The organism is Ruegeria sp. HKCCA6837 (assembly GCF_013034475.1).
Lineage (GTDB): Bacteria > Pseudomonadota > Alphaproteobacteria > Rhodobacterales > Rhodobacteraceae > Ruegeria.
Genome location: NZ_WQGD01000003.1, coordinates 1 through 16,455 on the forward strand (window position 1 = coordinate 1; position 16,455 = coordinate 16,455).

Annotated in this window: 17 protein-coding genes and 1 tRNA gene; 11 read left to right on the plus strand and 7 right to left on the minus strand. The window is 55.8% G+C overall.

The genetic code is table 11. The features are described from left to right. Positions 1-431: 431 nt before the first annotated feature. The 3 genes from GOV91_RS06200 to GOV91_RS06210 are packed head-to-tail and all read left to right on the plus strand — an operon-like array spanning position 432 to position 2,950. A complete protein-coding gene (locus GOV91_RS06200) occupies positions 432-1,181 on the plus strand; it encodes an allophanate hydrolase subunit 1 (RefSeq protein WP_171234846.1) in 750 nt (249 codons plus the stop codon). Beyond that, positions 1,178-2,176: a biotin-dependent carboxyltransferase family protein gene (locus GOV91_RS06205; protein ID WP_171234847.1), complete on the plus strand. Its 999-nt coding sequence runs from the start codon at positions 1,178-1,180 to the stop codon at positions 2,174-2,176. Before GOV91_RS06200 ends, GOV91_RS06205 begins: the two co-directional genes overlap by 4 nt. 12 nt (positions 2,177-2,188) lie before the next feature. Further along, entirely contained in the window at positions 2,189-2,950 is a 762-nt protein-coding gene (locus GOV91_RS06210) for a LamB/YcsF family protein (RefSeq protein ID WP_171179412.1), read from the plus strand. Positions 2,951-3,039: 89 nt separating this feature from the next. On the opposite strand, the gene GOV91_RS06215 is transcribed toward GOV91_RS06210, so the two are convergent. After that, positions 3,040-4,407, minus strand: a complete 1,368-nt coding sequence (locus GOV91_RS06215; RefSeq protein ID WP_171179459.1) for a D-alanyl-D-alanine carboxypeptidase family protein — start codon at positions 4,405-4,407, stop codon at positions 3,040-3,042. Positions 4,408-4,706: 299 nt separating this feature from the next. Beyond that, entirely contained in the window at positions 4,707-5,408 is a 702-nt protein-coding gene (locus GOV91_RS06220; RefSeq protein WP_171234848.1) for an HAD family hydrolase, read from the minus strand. A gap of 93 nt (positions 5,409-5,501) precedes the next feature. On the opposite strand from GOV91_RS06220, the gene clpS reads away from it, so the two are divergent. Genes clpS through hemF form a run of 4 tightly spaced genes read left to right on the plus strand, consistent with a single transcriptional unit; the run spans position 5,502 to position 8,583 of the window. Next, complete coding sequence (gene clpS / locus GOV91_RS06225; protein WP_171179408.1) at positions 5,502-5,843, plus strand: ATP-dependent Clp protease adapter ClpS; 342 nt, start codon at positions 5,502-5,504, stop codon at positions 5,841-5,843. A 47-nt stretch (positions 5,844-5,890) separates the two neighbouring features. Further along, entirely contained in the window at positions 5,891-6,856 is a 966-nt protein-coding gene (locus GOV91_RS06230) for a class I SAM-dependent methyltransferase (protein WP_171234849.1), read from the plus strand. A gap of 36 nt (positions 6,857-6,892) precedes the next feature. Next, a complete protein-coding gene (locus GOV91_RS06235) occupies positions 6,893-7,693 on the plus strand; it encodes an SDR family NAD(P)-dependent oxidoreductase (RefSeq protein ID WP_171234850.1) in 801 nt (266 codons plus the stop codon). 5 nt (positions 7,694-7,698) lie between these two features. Continuing rightward, a complete protein-coding gene (gene hemF, locus GOV91_RS06240) occupies positions 7,699-8,583 on the plus strand; it encodes an oxygen-dependent coproporphyrinogen oxidase (protein ID WP_171234851.1) in 885 nt (294 codons plus the stop codon). 3 nt (positions 8,584-8,586) lie between these two features. Here the strand turns inward: hemF and GOV91_RS06245 are convergent, their stop codons facing one another. Then, complete coding sequence (locus GOV91_RS06245) at positions 8,587-8,994, minus strand: hypothetical protein (RefSeq protein ID WP_171234852.1); 408 nt, start codon at positions 8,992-8,994, stop codon at positions 8,587-8,589. A 185-nt stretch (positions 8,995-9,179) separates the two neighbouring features. Here GOV91_RS06245 and GOV91_RS06250 point away from each other — a divergent pair, with 185 nt between their 5' ends. Together GOV91_RS06250 and GOV91_RS06255 are read left to right on the plus strand one after the other, a co-directional pair. Beyond that, on the plus strand, positions 9,180-9,692 hold the full coding sequence (locus GOV91_RS06250; RefSeq protein WP_171179397.1) for a toxin-activating lysine-acyltransferase: 513 nt from the start codon (positions 9,180-9,182) through the stop codon (positions 9,690-9,692). After that, positions 9,693-10,619 (plus strand): Hint domain-containing protein, encoded by a 927-nt coding sequence (locus GOV91_RS06255; protein WP_348540169.1) that lies wholly within the window; start codon positions 9,693-9,695, stop codon positions 10,617-10,619. 2 nt (positions 10,620-10,621) lie between these two features. Here GOV91_RS06255 and modC read toward each other — a convergent pair whose 3' ends face one another. From modC to modA, 3 genes are read right to left on the minus strand one after another with little or no spacing between them, the layout of a single operon-like run. Beyond that, positions 10,622-11,722: a molybdenum ABC transporter ATP-binding protein gene (gene modC / locus GOV91_RS06260; RefSeq protein WP_171179396.1), complete on the minus strand. Its 1,101-nt coding sequence runs from the start codon at positions 11,720-11,722 to the stop codon at positions 10,622-10,624. Next, entirely contained in the window at positions 11,719-12,411 is a 693-nt protein-coding gene (modB, locus tag GOV91_RS06265; protein ID WP_171179394.1) for a molybdate ABC transporter permease subunit, read from the minus strand. The genes modC and modB overlap by 4 nt, the downstream gene beginning before the upstream one ends. A 5-nt stretch (positions 12,412-12,416) precedes the next feature. Next, the gene (gene modA / locus GOV91_RS06270) at positions 12,417-13,196 is read right to left on the minus strand and encodes a molybdate ABC transporter substrate-binding protein (RefSeq protein WP_254440607.1); all 780 of its coding nucleotides are present in this window, start codon (positions 13,194-13,196) and stop codon (positions 12,417-12,419) included. A gap of 307 nt (positions 13,197-13,503) precedes the next feature. On the opposite strand from modA, the gene GOV91_RS06275 reads away from it, so the two are divergent. Beyond that, positions 13,504-13,579: transfer RNA gene (locus tag GOV91_RS06275), tRNA-Val, on the plus strand. A 62-nt stretch (positions 13,580-13,641) separates the two neighbouring features. Beyond that, a complete protein-coding gene (locus GOV91_RS22860) occupies positions 13,642-14,601 on the plus strand; it encodes a DUF6538 domain-containing protein (RefSeq protein ID WP_371732283.1) in 960 nt (319 codons plus the stop codon). A 611-nt stretch (positions 14,602-15,212) separates the two neighbouring features. Here GOV91_RS22860 and GOV91_RS06285 read toward each other — a convergent pair. Beyond that, positions 15,213-16,454, minus strand: a complete 1,242-nt coding sequence (locus GOV91_RS06285; protein WP_171234854.1) for a membrane dipeptidase — start codon at positions 16,452-16,454, stop codon at positions 15,213-15,215. Position 16,455: the final 1 nt, after the last annotated feature.

Below are 16,455 nucleotides of genomic sequence, written 5' to 3' on the forward strand. Positions count from 1 at the left end.
CTAAGGTTTACTCCCAAAACCCGCAACCCAAAAAAACAAAAAATCAAAAGTTTTTTGATGCACGCCTTAAAATTATTTAAATTCAAATACTTAATGCACTCAACATGCCGTCAAATCAGAGCTGAAAAGCTATACACGTTAACAAACCCTTTCTTCGAAAGCCTCGGCCAAACCACACCGCCACTACATCTAGAGCGCCAACAGAGCGCAGGCACAAGTCGGAGCGACTCGAGCCCACGATCCGACTCGAGGATTTCACCAAATCCCGAGCCAGCTGACGAGTAAGAATCGAAGAACAGCCAAACTAACCCTGATCTTTTGACCTTACCCAAACCTCGTTCGTCTACCGCCATACCCCTCAAGACCTGTCTTGCACATCTCTTTTGGATGGGGTCTGGTTCCCGTACTTTGTTGTCACACGCAGGATCAGTATGGCCCGTCACGTTCAGTTTCCTTTGGTCAGAACCGTTGGGTTTGACGGAGCGCTCGTCACATTTGCGGATAGCATGTCAGAGAAGGCAAATTGTGCAGCGCTGGCATTCCGGTCCGAAGTAGACGGTCTGCAATGGGATGAAGTCACAGAGTCTTCAGCGTCTTTGGGCTCGACCTTTGTGCGTTTCGACACACAGCTCATTTCTCATCAGCAAATGCTTGAAAGACTTCAGCATCTTCTGGACCAAAAGGACTGGTACAACACACCCCTTCCCACAGGTCGCAAGCTGTGGCGCGTTCCAACAGTCTACGGAACCGAACTGGCGCCACAGCTGGACGACGCTGCCGCTGCCGCTGGCTTAACGCCGGAAGAGGCAATACGACGCCTTGGACAGTCGCGGGTGAGGGTTTTGACCATAGGGTTCGCGCCCGGACAGCCCTACCTTGGGCCACTGGGGGCCGAATTCAATATTCCCCGACTGCAAAACCTGACCCCGATGGTGCCAGAGGGCGCGTTGGTTCTGGCGATCTCGCAATTCGTCTTGTTTTCCGGCCCAACACCAACCGGATGGCGGCATGTCGGACAAACCGCCTTTAGATGCTTTCGCCCGGAGAGGTCCGATACATTCCCGTTGAGCCCCGGTGACGAATTGCTGTTCACGCCAGTATCCCGTGAAGAGTTGGAGCATATCCGCGCCACCAATACAGACGGTACCGGTGGTGCCATCTGTGAGGAGATCGCACCATGAGTCTGATCGTCCATCGGATCGGCCCTTCATGTACAATCCAGGATAAGGGGCGCACCGGGTATCTGGACCAGGGTTTGTCGCGTTCTGGTGCCGCCGATATATTGGCCTTGCATGAAGGGGCTGCTTTACTGGGGCAGAGCCCGAACCTCGCAGCGCTCGAAATGGCCGGACTGGGCGGTGAGTTTGAGGTCACGCAAGACGTGCGCATTGCACTAACCGGTGCGCGGATGCAAACCAGCATCGACGGCAGCCCAGTGGCCTGGAATGCGTCACATCAATTGACTGCCGGGCAACGACTGAACATTGTGGCAGCCGTACAGGGCAACTATGGCTATCTTCATCTGGGTGGCGGAATAGAGTCCGATGTTTTTCTGGGTTCGCGCTCGGCACATCTGACGGCGCGGATCGGTCGTGCGTTAGAACAGGGCGACAAGCTGACATGCGGACCAGATGCAGGCCAGACCGGGTTGAAACTGACGCCTGATGAACGGTTCGCGGGCGGAGAACTGCGTGTGGTGGCAAGCTTTCAGACCACACTGTTTGATCGCTCGACATTGGATCGCTTTGCCGCGACCACTTTCCGGCGCGGAACGCGCGCCAACCGGATGGGGATGCAAGTGGATAGCGACGGAGACGGTTTTGCGGCGTCCGGTCAGCTGAACATTTTGTCCGAGGTGATCACCCCCGGCGATATTCAAATGACCGGCACAGGGGATCCGTTCATCCTGTTGCCGGAGTGCCAGACCACCGGGGGTTACCCTCGTATTGCAACCGTTTTGCCCTGCGATATGCCGCGCGCTGCACAAACGCCTGCCGGTGGTAAAATCCTTTTCAGATTTGTCAGCATGGACGAGGCAAGCGCGTTGCACACTGCCTTCCTGTCAGAACTTGCGCGCCTGCCCTCACGGGTCGAACCTCTGATCCGTGACCCGCATGACATACCGGACCTGTTGTCCTACCAATTGATCGGCGGAGTGATCTCTGCCACCGACTAAGGAGAATTGCCGATGCCCAGCGTCGATCTGAATGCCGATATGGGGGAGAGTTTTGGCCCCTGGAAGATGGGCGATGACGAAAGCCTGTTGAAAATCATCACCTCCGCCAACATCGCCTGTGGTTTTCATGCAGGCGACCCGGATGTGATGGCGGCTACAATGCAACTTGCGACCGACAACAATGTGGGCATAGGTGCGCATCCCGGCTTTCCCGATCTGCAGGGCTTTGGCCGTAGGAACATGAAAGTGCCCCATAATGCGTTGCGCAATTTGGTGCGGTATCAGTTGGGCGCAGCAATGGGCATGGCCAAGGCGGTCGGCACCAAAGTTCGGCACCTCAAGCTGCACGGCGCGCTGGCCAATATGTGCTCGGTCGATATTGATATGGCGCGGGCCTGCTATCAGGGCGCTTTGGATGTGGACCCCGACATTATTGTCATGGTGCTTGCTGTGACAAAACAGGAAGATGCCGTGCGCGAGCTTGGGTGTAAATGGGTGGGCGAGATCTTTGCCGACCGCGCCTACAACGACGATGGCACCTTGGTGGACCGCAGCCTGCCCGGTGCCGTGATCCACGACGCTGATGTGGCTGGTCCACGCATTCTGAACATGGTCCGCGAAGGCGCTATCATCACTGAAAGCGGTAAGAGGCTAGAGACCTCCATCGACACGATTTGTCTGCATGGGGACGGACCAACTGCGGTTCAGATCGCCCGTTCCGTGAGGGAAAGCCTGATCGGCGGCGGCGTCGAGGTGACGAAGTTCGTCCGATAACCCTACACGCCTTTAATACTGCGCTGTCATGAAAAAAGGGCTGTGGAAAACCACAGCCCAGACCCAACAGGAGAGTATTTTGCCGAACCTTATGATGGTCCGATCATGAAACAGGTCACATTGCGGGCCTGTAACCGGCGGCACGCCAGATCGGCCTGCTCGCGGGTCATGCCTTGAAAAGTTGCATCGAAGCCGCGCGAGCTTTGGTTCACCTTGCGCAGCGTGCCCTCTAGCGTCGTCATTTCTGACAAAGCGGTTTTCAGCAGCACCTTCTCGGCCTCATATCGTGTGGTGTAACGCCCCACATTGACGCCCCACAGATGCCCGCCAGACGAAGAAAGTCGGGTGACCACCTCCTGCTCGGGCTCGGGCTGTTTGGCCGTTTCGGTCGACGCCAGTACCAGACCGGTCGGGCGCTGTGTCGGGCGGGTGCCCGGTGTTTGTTCAGACGTATTGGTCGGTGCGATATCCGCTTGGGCGATGGCAGCCGCAATGCCATTTGTGATCCGGTCGCGGTTCTGATCCGCAGTCGCCGCAACGGCACTTGCAACCTGCGTTGTCGCGCTTGGACGTACAACTGGGCGCAGACTTGTTTTGGGCGGTCCGCTTACACCCGCGACCTGTACGCCCAGTCCGGCATTTCCAGCATAAGCCGGGCGCGCCGGCTTGCGGATAGGCGCTCGCGATGGGGCGCGGCGGAAACCCAAATCCAACAGCTCGGCAACTTTGGCATTGCGCGATGCGCCCGACTTTCCGCCAAAGACGGTTGCGATGATCCGTTCATTTTTGCGCTTGGCCGACGCCACCAGGTTGAACCCCGCAGCGCGTGTATACCCGGTTTTGATTCCATCTGCCCCTTTGTACGCGGCCAACAGGCGACGGTTGGTATTCGGTACAGTCTTGATCCCTGCATGTGTCGATTGACGCGAGAACAGGTTATAATACTGCGGATAATCGTACAGCAGATGCCGTCCCAGCGTGGTCATGTCGCGCGCGGTGGACAAATGCCCCGACTCGGTCAGACCATGCGCGTTCTTGAAAGTCGTACGGCTCATGCCCATGGCCTTGGCAGTGCGTGTCATACGGCGCGCAAACGCGGCTTCGGACCCGCTGATGGCGATGCCGATAGCGGTTGCCGCGTCATTGGCTGATTTCACCGCTGCCGCGCGGATCAGATACCGGAAAGCAATCGTCTGCCCCGTTCGTAGACCCAACTTGGAAGGCGGCTCGGCCGCAGCCTTCTTGGTGATCCGTACAGGCGTATCCAGTGTAATCTCGCCATTTCGCACCGCTTCAAACGCGATGTACAGCGTCATCATCTTGGTCAGCGATGCCGGATGCAACCGCGTGTCAGCATTGCGCGAATGCAAAACCTCTCCGGTACGAGCGTCAATTACCATTGCCGCATAAGGTGCCGCGATGGATTTGAGTGGCGCAAACGCCAGCACACATAGCATCGCTATAAGGAATAAGCCCGTTCGGGCCGGAACTGTCCGCCGAATCTGCACGATCTTTGCCTCTGTCTGCCTCGCGCCGCCGGGTTTTCCCAGTCAGCAAAATTATTTTGATACCGACTAAGCTAACACAGACGGGCCATGAAATAAACTGAAAGCTGCGCATTTCGCGGTTTCGTCATGCGCCCGCACAAGGCTATATGTTGATGACGTTCCAGCCCTGGCCCACCAGATGCGCGATTGTGGCAATGCTTTGCCGCCGCGCGGCTCGAAATTTGCAGAACTGCGGCCAATAGGCAACATTACCTCAGGCTGCTCACCAGATCAGCCAGATCACCCAAATCGCGCAGCTCGCGGAATCGGGGGCTTTCAACCGGGGCTTCGGCGTACTCAACCTCCCACTCCAGACCGTGGGGCACGTAAACGCCCCAGCATCCGGCCTGAATCGGAGCCACCACATCCGAGCGCATGGAATTGCCAACCATCATTGCAGACGCCGGACCATCCCCGTGGGATTCAAAAATCGTCCGATAGGTATCCGAAGTCTTTTCCGAGACGATCTCGACCCCGTCGAACAAATCGCCCAGCCCTGACTGGGCCAATTTCCGTTCCTGATCGATTAGATCGCCCTTGGTGATGAGAATGACGCGATAAGCGTCAGTCACGTTCTCGACCGCTTCGCGCGCATGAGGCAGCAGCTCGATCGGATGCGCCAGCATCTCTTGCCCGGCTTCGATCAATTGCCGAATGACCGAGGCCGGAACACGGTCTTCTGTCACCTCGATGGCGGTTTCGATCATCGACAGAACAAACCCCTTTATCCCATATCCATAATGCCTGATGTTGCGTTTTTCGGCGGCCAGAAGACGCTCCATCAGGTGATCGCGGTCGGTGTGATCAGCCAGCAATTCGGCAAAATGGGCCTGTGTCAGCTGAAAAAACCGTTCGTTGTGCCAAAGGGTATCATCCGCATCAAACCCGATTGTGGTCAGTTTCTTCGTCATCTGATTTACGTTCGCTTGCTCTTTTCACCGGCTATCCCCACGTTATATAAGCGCCAAGATAAACCCCAAGCCTGAATCGGACAGTTGCACACGATGCTGGAAAAGACCTGGATGATGTCTGAGACCCCGGACGACGACGGTGACGCGTCTGTCCTGCTTCAGACGCGCCCAAAAACCAAGCGTCCGCCCTTGTATAAGGTGCTGTTGCTGAACGACGATTACACGCCAATGGAGTTTGTCGTGCACGTGCTAGAGCGTTTCTTTGGTATGACCCACGCTCAGGCGTTTGAAATCATGCTGACCGTTCACAAAAAGGGCGTGGCCGTTGTCGGCGTCTTCAGCCACGAGATTGCTGAGACCAAAGTTGGCCAGGTGATGGACTTTGCCCGCAGGCACCAACACCCGCTGCAATGCACCATGGAACGCGAAGAATAAGGCATCTCGCCTGACGCACCCTTCTCTTTTTTTTGCCGGAATTGCCCATGTCCCCACGTCTGGAACTCGCTTTGCAAAACGGCCTGTCGCTGTCGCAGCCTTTGACGGTGATTTGCCCGGTGCCAGAGCATGACCTTTCGACGCTTCCCCCCGGTGCGCAGGTGGTGCAACCGTTCAAACCCTTTCACGACTGTTTTGCCGCGCAAGGTTTTGACACAGTGCCCGAAGCAAAAAACCCCTGTCAGGATGCCATCGTGTTTTTGCCACGTGCCAAGGCGCTGGCGCGCGCGATGATCCAGCGGGCGTGTTCACGGGCTGCTGGGGTTGTCGTGGTCGATGGGGCCAAGACCGATGGGGTGGACAGCATATTGAAAGATGTGCGCAAGCGGGTTGAAGTCGAAGGCCCCCTGTCGAAAGCACACGGCAAAGTTTTTTGGCTTCAATCCGATGCCTCTGCATTTGAGGATTGGGCCGCGCCCACGGCACAGAAGGTCGGTGATTTTCACACCGCGCCAGGCGTGTTTTCGGCAGATGGAGTCGATCTGGCTTCGGCTATGTTGTCAAATGTATTGCCTTCCAAACTTGGCGCACGTGTAGCCGACCTTGGTGCAGGTTGGGGATATTTGTCAGCAGACATCCTCAAACGTGACGACGTCAAGTCATTGCATCTGGTCGAGGCAGATCACGCCGCTCTGACCTGCGCACGCAGAAACATCTTGGATTCAAGAGCACAGTTCTATTGGGCAGATGCAGTCAAATGGACCGCACCCGAGCCCATCGACACCGTCGTCATGAACCCCCCGTTTCACACCTCGCGCAGCGCGGACCCCGCGCTGGGTCAGGGATTTATCGTCGCTGCCGCACGCAATCTGACCCGCAACGGAACTCTGTGGATGGTCGCCAATCGCCACCTTCCCTACGAAGCCACGCTGAACGAACATTTCGCTCAGGTCACTGAAATTGCCGGAGACAACCGGTTCAAGGTGCTTCAGGCCTCTCGCCCTCGGCGCTAAGGCTCGCTAACCTGCCCCCAATTCAGGAGGATTCGGATGTCCTTTTCCATCGCTGGCAAGACAGCAATCGTAACGGGCGGTGCCAACGGCATCGGTCTGGCTATTGGACGCCATTTCGCTGATGCAGGGGCAAATGTCATGTTCGCCGACATGGACGAAAAGCGCCTGATCGATGAGTTAGGCGGTCAGGCCGAGGACGGCAATATCCGCTATTTCGCGGGCGATTTGCGCGAAAAGCTGACCATAGCAAACCTGCTTTCTGCTACACTGGACGCTTTTGATCAGGTGGATATTCTGATCAACGGCGCGCGGCAGGTGATCCCATCTGATCCTCTGGACCCAGATGACGACTCGGTGCGTACTCTGCTGAACCAGAACCTGATGCCCGCCCTGCGGCTAAGCCAATTGGTTTCCAAGCGCATGATCAAACAGGCGGACGGGGATGAAGAAAACCCCGCCGGGTCGATCATCAACCTATCTTCTATCGCAGCCCGCCGGACGCATCCCGACCTGATGGCCTATTCCGTGTCGACCGCGGCGCTGGATCAGATGACCCGATCCCTTGCAGTTGCGCTTGCTCCGAACCGTATTCGGGTCAATTCGATCGCACTGGGCTCGGTCATGAGCGCTTCGTTACAATCGACCCTCAAGGAAAACCGGGACTTCCGGGACGATATTGAAAAGCACACGCCGCTGGCCCGCATCGCTTCGGCGACAGAGCTGACCGAAACCGCGCAGTTCCTGGCGTCCGACGCAGCCGGTTTCATCACAGGTCAGATTCTGACAATCGACGGCGGGCGTACATTGCTTGACCCCGTAGCTGCCCCAGCCCACTAAGACACATGTTCGATACAGAAAAATCCACTGCCTCCGCCTGGTTCCGACAACTGCGCGACGATATTGTCTCTGCGTTCGAAGCCCTTGAAGACAGCCACGACACTGGTCCGTTTTCCGATGCAAAACCCAGTCGGTTCGAGGTCAAAGAAACCAAGCGCCAATCTGAGGATGGCTCGGATGCAGGTGGCGGGCTGATGTCTGTGATGCGTGGCGGTCGCGTGTTCGAGAAAGTTGGCGTCAATGTCTCGACCGTCTACGGCACATTGGGTGAACGCGCACAGCACGCGATGGCGGCGCGCAAAGGTATCCCCGGCATGACCGAGGATCCCCGCTTCTGGGCTTCGGGGATCAGTCTCGTGGCCCATATGCAAAATCCCCATGTCCCTGCGGTGCACATGAACACACGCATGTTCTGGACGCCGCACGCCTGGTGGTTTGGTGGGGGCTCGGACCTGAACCCCTGTATCGAATATGACGAAGACACACGCCATTTCCACTCCACCCAAAAAGCTCATCTGGACCCGCACGGCGTCGCACACTATCCGCGCCTGAAAGACTGGGCGGACGAGTATTTCTATATTCCTCATCGCAAGCGTGCACGAGGCGTGGGTGGGATTTTCATGGATGACTACTGCACCGGGGAATGGCAGGCCGATTTTGCCCTGACCCAGGATATCGGTCGTGCATTCCTGCCCGCCTTCTTGCCATTGGTTGAAAAGCGTCGCTTGCAGGGTTTCACAGACGCGGACAAGAACACCCAACTCGTGCATCGCGGTCTGTATGCGGAATACAACCTGGTCTACGACCGCGGCACAAAATTTGGGCTGGAAACCGGGCATGACCCGGATGCGGTTCTGATGAGCCTGCCGCCGATGGCGAAATGGGTCTGACGCTCAGAACGTGTCCATGATGAAGTTGTCGTAACAGTAGTTCTGTGCCGACGATGCCGACATGTTGGCACCGACCTTTCGAACAGTTATTGAGTATCCCGGCTTGGTATCCGCGCCGGGTGGCGGTGACAGAGAAAACTGAACTGTCCGGACACCGGGTTCATAAGCACGATAAATATAGATCCGTTGATTATTCGGCACGCCCAAAGTTCGGATCGCATAGTCGCCGATACCGCACCAGTAATTCACGGGCGCTGACGAGCCTACAGCCTTGACCTCATAAACCCCATCCGGCAGCGCCGTGATCTCTGTGCGAAATTGAGGGCGGACATACAGGCCAAAACCGACAGCCTCGGCAATTGCAGGTGCCAACACCAGAGCAGTTGAGGCAAAAACCTTAAGAAAACGCATAATCCAGCATCCCGTAAAAATGCTCCCTTCTCATTAACATAGCCAGGTCAGCGCCCGAGTAAAGCGCTGCACCCTCGAGATGAGGACGGCGTGGGCGCGGTTAAGAAATTCTTCTACCCATATCGCTGGAAAAGGGTACACTGTGATTAAGGTTTTGGTTCACATCGCAAAGTTGGCCTGTCCCGTTGAGCAAGAGCTTCCCCAAAGACTGGTTTGATTTTCCGCCCGAGAAATATGCCGATCTGGGCGCGATGTTCTATCTTGCCGGGCTGACGAAGACCCATCAAAAACGCAATCTGGCACAGGTTCTTTATGCGTTCGAAACTCCATTTCGCCTCGGCCAGTATCATATCTTCCGGCAAGACGGTTTTCCCCGTGGCTTTGTTACCTTTGCCGGGCTCAGCCCCGAGGCCGAGTACCGCTATGCGGTACAGGAAAAACCACTGAAGGATACCGATTTTACCAGTGGTCCTTCCTTCTGGATCGTCGATCTGGTGGCCCCGTTTGGACAAACAAGCCAGATTGTTGATATCCTTAAACAAGAGATCCCACATCCACGTGTGCGAACAAACCGGATGGACAGCGACATGACACGCAACCGGATCGTCGAATGGACGCGGGATCAGGCGGGCGAGGTCCATATGCGCCTGTATCGGAAACGAGAATTTGAACAGGTGTTGCAGCAAGGCGAAGGTTAAGTGGTCTCGGTAACAATCACAGGCGAATTGACCGGAAACGTGACCGGATCCCCGCCGAATGTGGCGATGGGACAGCCGACGCTGGACAATGGCACATTCACACCAACGACCCAGACCTGGACGATTGCAACACCCCCCGCCAACGGTACTGCCTCGATTGATCCAAACACTGGCGAGTGGACCTATGCGGTCGACCCGACCTTTTTTGACAGCTTGGACAACGGTGAAGTCGTTTTCGATACCTTCTTCATCAGCGTTACTGGCACCACACAAGTGGGGCCCTTTACCCTGCCGTTTTCCAACAACCCGGACCCGGTTGCAGTCACGATCAGGATCGAAGGTGTGTGCTTTGCAGCCGGGACTTTGATCGAGACCGAAGACGGTCCAAAGGTCATCGAAACGCTGGACGTAGGTCACAAGGTTGCTACCGCGGATCACGGGCTGCAACCCATTCGCTGGATCGAAAGCAGTGTGATACCTCGCGAACGATTATGCGCCGAGCCTGCGATGCGGCCTGTGCGCATTTCAGCAGGAAGTCTGGGGTCGAACTCACCCCGTCGGGATCTTCTGGTTTCGCAACAGCACCGCATTCTGGTGAAGGGCCCGAAAGTGGAACTGCTGTTCGGTGCCGCCGAGGCGCTGGTGGCTGCAAAGCATCTATGCGACTGGCCGGGTATTTATGTGGATACCTCGGTAGAGGCGATTGAGTACCTGCATATATTGTTGGATCGTCATGAAATTCTGAATGCAGAAGGGCTGCAAGCTGAAAGCCTGTTTCTGGGGGAAGAAGCGCTTTACACGCTGTCTTCCGACGCGCTTCGGGAACTGGCTGCAATCTTTCCAGACCGGCCAGCTTCGGGTCACACCGGGTTTGGCCGCGCCGCGCGTTTGATACTGCGCGAACATGAGGCGCGCGCGCTTACCTGAGATTACTGGCCCGGCGCGATACGCCCGCCGACATCCTGAGGAGCCAGGGCAACCGTCTTAATAATCGCGTGACATGGGCTGCCCACCTGCAAGTTTAATGCCGCCACTGATCGACGTGTGACGCGCGCCAGAACACTACCTGCAGGGGTCGTGACGGACACAATTGCGCCAGGCCCCTCGCCCGATCGGATCGAGGCCACCGTACCGCTGAGCACGTTCAGTGCAGACAATCCCTCGGGCTTTTGGTTTGACAAGATCACCTCTTGCGCCGGGATGCGGATGCGCAATTGCGCCCCTACGTCATGCGCAATGCGTGGCAGGAACAATCTTGCGCCGTTGGCATTCAACTCTGTCAGCCCGTCAGTGTGATGCTGCACGACCTGAACTTCCAAAACGGCCCCAACTGCGCGAACCCCGGCCGGGGCAACCGAAGGATCGGCTAAAACCTCGGAAGCGGGCCCATGGCGCACGGCTTTTCCGTCTTGAAGTGCAACAACCGAGGTCGCCAGACGCGCGACCTCGGCCGCCGAGTGGGTTACATAGAGAATAGGAACAGATACCTCATCCCTGAGACGTTCGAAATACGGCAGAATCTCTGCTTTCCGCGCCTCGTCCAACGCGGCCAGAGGTTCATCTGCAAGGATCAGACGCGGGCTCGCCAGCAGCGCACGCCCAATGGCAACGCGTTGTTTTTCGCCCCCTGACAACCCGGCTGGTCGGCGATCCAGCAGGTGGCCAATGCCCAGCATTTCGATGACCTTTTCGGGGTCTTCCCGCTGCGCCCTTTTGGGAGCAAACCAGCGACCATAGGCCAGATTTTGGCGTACGGTCAGATGAGGGAATAGCCGCCCTTCCTGAAAGATATACCCTAACCGCCGCCGGTGTGGCGGCAGCCATTGCCCGTGACCCGTGTCGAAAAGAACCCAATCCTCGACCGCAACGCGACCCGCCTGAGGTCGCAGCAGCCCGGCCACCGCATTGACGATGGTCGTCTTGCCCGACCCGGACCGCCCGAACAAGACAGTCACTCCGGGCGGTGCGTCAAAGCTGACATCCAGATCCAGATCCGACAAATGATGATGCACCCGAACGGAAAGACTCATGATCCGGCCACCCGTGCGGCAGCGCGCCGTCCTACGTATTCTGACAAAAGAAGGGCGCTCATCGCGATAACGATTGAGATAAGGACCAACCGCGTTGCAGCCGACTCGCCGCCCGGAACCTGCAAGAATGCATAGACTGCTGACGGAAGCGTTTGGGTCTGGCCCGGAATGTTAGATACAAACGTGATGGTTGCACCAAATTCACCCATTGCCTTGGCAAAAGCCAGAATGGCCCCGGCTATGACCCCAGGAAGGATCATCGGCAAAGTCACGGTCACAAAAACCATCGGGCGCGACGCCCCCAGCGTGGCCCCGGCTTGCTCTAGTTTTGGATCCACAGCCTCGATCGACAACCGTATGGCCCGGACCATTAAGGGGAATGCCATGATCCCAGCAGCCAGCGCCGCCCCGGTCCAGCGAAACGCGACAACGATCCCGAACTCTGCCAGAACACGCCCAAGAGGTCCCTGAACTCCAAAGGTCAGCAATAACAGATAGCCCGTGACAACGGGTGGCAGGATTAACGGCAAATGCACCAGACCATTTAGGACCTGCCGGCCGGGAAACCTCCAGCGGGCCAGCGCGTAGGCTACGAAAATCCCAAACGGCAACGTCGCCAGCGTCGCCCAGAACGACACGCGCAAAGACAGCTTTAACGCTTCAATTTCGGCAGGGCCCAACCAGTCCACGTGGATCACCCGCCCGGCAGGGAAAACCCCTGCTCCTGAAAAACGGACAACGCCGCAGCGCTGCGCAGATGGTCCAAAAAGGCTTGTGCTCCACCCTGTGCAGATGATGTGACGGCCGCAGGATATATTATCTCAGGATGCAGGTCGTCGGGAATGGTCGCCAAAACACTGACCCGCGTTTCCACCTGTGCGTCCGATCGATACACAATACCCAAGGGCGCAGCCCCTGCGGCCACAAGTGCCAGAGCTGCGCGCACGTTGTCGGTCTGCGCAACATGGTCCTGTAATGCGTCCCATTGGTTCAGGCCTTGCAACGCGGCTTTGCCGTAGATACCTGCTGGCACGGCATCAACCAAGGCCATCGCCAAAAATCCGCCTTTCAATTCGGCCTTTAGGTCGTGACCAGGTTGGATCTCTCCCCAACTTGCTCGGCCTGTCGAACCAATCACAACCAGCCCATTGCCCAGCAAATCCACCCGCGAATTCGCCCGGATCAAATCGTCCTGCTCCAATATGTCCATCCAATCAGGATTCGCCGAGATGAACACGTCGGCAGGCGCGCCCTGCTGAATTTGGCGCGCTAGCACCGACGAGGCCGCGTAAGAGACCGTGACACGGTGCCCCGTTTCCGTTTCATAGCTTGCAGCAATCTCGTCCAGCGCTGTCTTCAGACTCGCCGCTGCAAAAACCAAAACACCCTCGGCCCCGGCTCGGACCGGTGCCAACGCCAATACACCTAAGACCAGTGCCACCATCCAGAAACGGCGGGTGAAGGTTAGGGTCATGTACACTCCCGACCGGAAAATTGCAGTCCCTTCGGGAATATCGGAGGGTACAGTCCCCGCGCAAGCGCCTTTGAGAAATTACCGAGATCGGTGCTGCTGCGTTGCAGAAAGTCCAAAAGGGTCAAGGCGTCCATTGGACATGACCATCATCACGCCGCACATATCCGGATTTGCAACGGCACAGGATTAAACCGTGTTCAGATATCCAGACGGGCAAGGCAACACGGGATGGCCAAAGAATAGAATTCAAGAAAATCACTCAGACCCTCTTGCACCCGCCCGCAGGCTTGGCTACATGCAGCGTCACGGGTGATTAGCTCAGTTGGTAGAGCGCTTCGTTTACACCGAAGATGTCGGGAGTTCGAGTCTCTCATCACCCACCATTCCCTTCATTTTCAATGGTTTAATCAGGGTCTTGTAACGAGAACTTGGAGACCATTTGAGGATGAATGTAAGGGAATCGAAACCTCAAAACCGTGTTGGACTGCCCAGAGGATTGTTCCTTAGAGGCAAAGGGTACGCACTCAGGGTGGCTGTACCGACTGAATACCAAGACATTGTTGGCAAACGAGAGATCGTCCGAGGATTGGGAACTCAGGACCTAGCCGAAGCCTTGAAACGACGTCCAAAAGTCCTTAAGGAAATCCTTAAAGCGATCACCGAAGGGCAAATACCGTCTCAAGCAGTTCGCCCAAACATCCCGAAACAGGAGAATACTTTGAGAAATACCGCCGACAGGTGGTTAGCTGAATCGGACGGGATAAATAACAGTACAAAGGTTAGATATCGCCAACACCTAAGGACCTTTGAGGCGTACTCAGGAAACATACAGGTTGCAGACATTAACCGCTCTTTAGCGCTGGGTTTCATTGAGCACCTCAAGGCAACTCCCTCTGAACGAACTGGGCAGCCACTCTCGGGCCGCTCTCTTCAATCATGCCAATCCTGCTTGGCTTCTTATTGGCGTGTGTTAGATCACTGGGGCTTGGTTGAGCCGGACATGCGGAACCCATTTAGCTCTCTTCTAAGGCGTGTGGCAGGTCAAAGAAAGAAAAAGGACCCACGTGTCAAGAAACTGAGGCCGGTCACCAGAGATGAAGCTCAAACGCTGCTGCAATACATAGCTGACAACAGTGGCCTCAAATACCAATTCGAGATGTATGTCACAGTAAGACTGCTTTGGGTTACTGGATGTAGACTCAATGAAATTTGTTCGAGATACTTGAAGGACATTGATGACAGAGGAGATCACATCAGAATCAGCATCCCTCAGAGTAAGACAGAAGCCGGAATAAGAGACGTAATGATCGTTGAGGTTATAATCAGAGAGCTTTCAGAACTTCTTCGAAAACGTCATCTAGTTGGTAAACGAGTGACACCTAGCGTTTGGCATAGTGTTGGCTGAGAATACATTTTTAAAGCAGATTCTTAGATCACACTTCAATCCGCTAACCTTGAGTAAGCCGAGGGTTCATAGCTTAGGTCTATCTGCCCAAAACGGATTCCCTCAGCATCACTCAATAATGTTGAAGATTACTCTATAGGAGCAGCTATTTACTTCTTCTTCTCAAAATTCTTCATAGGCCACAACGCGTAATCATGAGGCTAAACATTTTGCTGGGTTTAGAGGGTCTCATGAGAAAAATAAATGCCTCTCGGAATAGGCCTGCAAGGATCGTTTCCAGCGATAATGACCGTTTATGGGCAGTTCAACTGTAGATGCCTTTAACCCCTAGGTGAAGCGCCACGTTAGTTGCTGATGCAGATAGGTTTCGGTGCATCTTTCGATAGTCGACTCAACGGCAACACACGTATTTCATGTGATTGAACGCGCTTAGTAGCAGTGGAATTCAGTGCTTTGATTAGTCGAATTGGTGGTGCAAAGCGCTGCGTTTGCACCACAGATGTGTCGGGAGTTCGAAACTCTCATCGCCCGTCATCTACCCTTCAAACTCAAGCAGAAATGCCAGCCTGACCAAACCCGGCCTAAAGAAAGTTGGCAATTACCCAGCGCATCTATCGCGAATAAAACCCTTCACGAAGCTCTTGCCGCAAGCGCAAACGCTCGGGGTATTCCTTCAAAAACTGTTCGGGTGGTTTGCCTTCCCAAACTTGCGCGTAAACCCGCATCTTGTTTCCGCCGTAGATCTTTGCAAGATCTTCATTTGAATAGCCGCGCGCCCAAAGATCGTCCGTTATCGCCGCAAGGATTTTGGCAAGTTCACCGTTACCAGTTGCCCCTTTGTTGAAGGCGTCGATCATATAGCCGCCGTCATCGTACATGCTCGCGTTTGCAGTTGCGAACTGTACGACTAATTCCAGCGAAAACATGTCGTCCGTTGCGATTCCAACATGGTCGACGCCGACAAGCTGGACATAGTAATCAATCATATCAGCGGCCTGCTCGGGTGAGATATCCTCGGGCCAAACGCCGTCCATCATCCATTCTGTGAACGTCGGGGAAACGTAGCCACCAGACTTGGCCGCGCGCAGCGCCTCATCATCGGGAATGGCGCGATAACACCCTTTTGGCGTCGCATTGGGCCCATTCGCATACAACCCTGCAGGAACCGAGTGCGTGTAGACATAGGGCACCCCGGGGTAGTTCTCATCCATGTAATCCATGGCGTCATTGGCCGTTTTCGAACCCGTATGGCTTAGGTCGAGCAGTATGCCAAACCTGACCATTTCATCAATAACTGACTTCCCCCACGGGGTCAGACCAATGTCGCGACCGTTATAGGCCGCCAACTGCCCAGAACCAGTCCGGAAAATGTCATTGTAAGCCAGGATCATACTTTTGATCCCCATATCCTTGAGCACTGCCATCTTCCTCAGGTCGCCGTCCAGAATCGTGGCCGTTTGGCTGTTCCAAATGACCGCTGTTTTGCCCTGTATGTGGGCAGCTTCAATGTCGCGGGTTTCATTCACGATGAGGTAGTTTTCCGGTTGCTGGGCCATTGCAGCACGGAAGTGGTAATGTTGATCAAGAAAGGTGTCGAAAGACATATCCGCAGCAGCCAGCGTCATCTCATGCCCAGTGATGCCGTTTTCCCGCGCACGCGCGAAGTAAGTGTGAAGCTGCTCGTCTTCAGTCCAGCCAGTGCCATAGGGGCTGGCCAACATGCCGAGGACAATTGTGTTCTGCACAAACTGCTTCGCCTCTTCTGTCGCCTCCCACGTCTTGCTTTCCTCGCTCGCATGTAACGCGCCGGCAAAAGTGATCGCTATGGCGCTTACGGCCAACAGGGTCTTCATG

Bases quoted from the DNA above. Each gene is read 5' to 3' on its own strand.
- GOV91_RS06220 (WP_171234848.1), bottom strand. From the start codon at position 5,408: ATGACGAAGAAACTGACCACAATCGGGTTTGATGCGGATGATACCCTT.
- modC (WP_171179396.1), bottom strand. From the start codon at position 11,722: ATGAGTCTTTCCGTTCGGGTGCATCATCATTTGTCGGATCTGGATCTG.
- GOV91_RS06235 (WP_171234850.1), top strand. From the start codon at position 6,893: ATGTCCTTTTCCATCGCTGGCAAGACAGCAATCGTAACGGGCGGTGCC.
- clpS (WP_171179408.1), top strand. From the start codon at position 5,502: ATGCTGGAAAAGACCTGGATGATGTCTGAGACCCCGGACGACGACGGT.
- GOV91_RS06230 (WP_171234849.1), top strand. From the start codon at position 5,891: ATGTCCCCACGTCTGGAACTCGCTTTGCAAAACGGCCTGTCGCTGTCG.
- hemF (WP_171234851.1), top strand. From the start codon at position 7,699: ATGTTCGATACAGAAAAATCCACTGCCTCCGCCTGGTTCCGACAACTG.
- GOV91_RS06285 (WP_171234854.1), bottom strand. From the start codon at position 16,454: ATGAAGACCCTGTTGGCCGTAAGCGCCATAGCGATCACTTTTGCCGGC.
- modA (WP_254440607.1), bottom strand. From the start codon at position 13,196: ATGACCCTAACCTTCACCCGCCGTTTCTGGATGGTGGCACTGGTCTTA.
- GOV91_RS22860 (WP_371732283.1), top strand. From the start codon at position 13,642: ATGAATGTAAGGGAATCGAAACCTCAAAACCGTGTTGGACTGCCCAGA.
- GOV91_RS06215 (WP_171179459.1), bottom strand. From the start codon at position 4,407: ATGCTATGTGTGCTGGCGTTTGCGCCACTCAAATCCATCGCGGCACCT.
- GOV91_RS06200 (WP_171234846.1), top strand. From the start codon at position 432: ATGGCCCGTCACGTTCAGTTTCCTTTGGTCAGAACCGTTGGGTTTGAC.
- GOV91_RS06245 (WP_171234852.1), bottom strand. From the start codon at position 8,994: ATGCGTTTTCTTAAGGTTTTTGCCTCAACTGCTCTGGTGTTGGCACCT.
- GOV91_RS06210 (WP_171179412.1), top strand. From the start codon at position 2,189: ATGCCCAGCGTCGATCTGAATGCCGATATGGGGGAGAGTTTTGGCCCC.
- GOV91_RS06205 (WP_171234847.1), top strand. From the start codon at position 1,178: ATGAGTCTGATCGTCCATCGGATCGGCCCTTCATGTACAATCCAGGAT.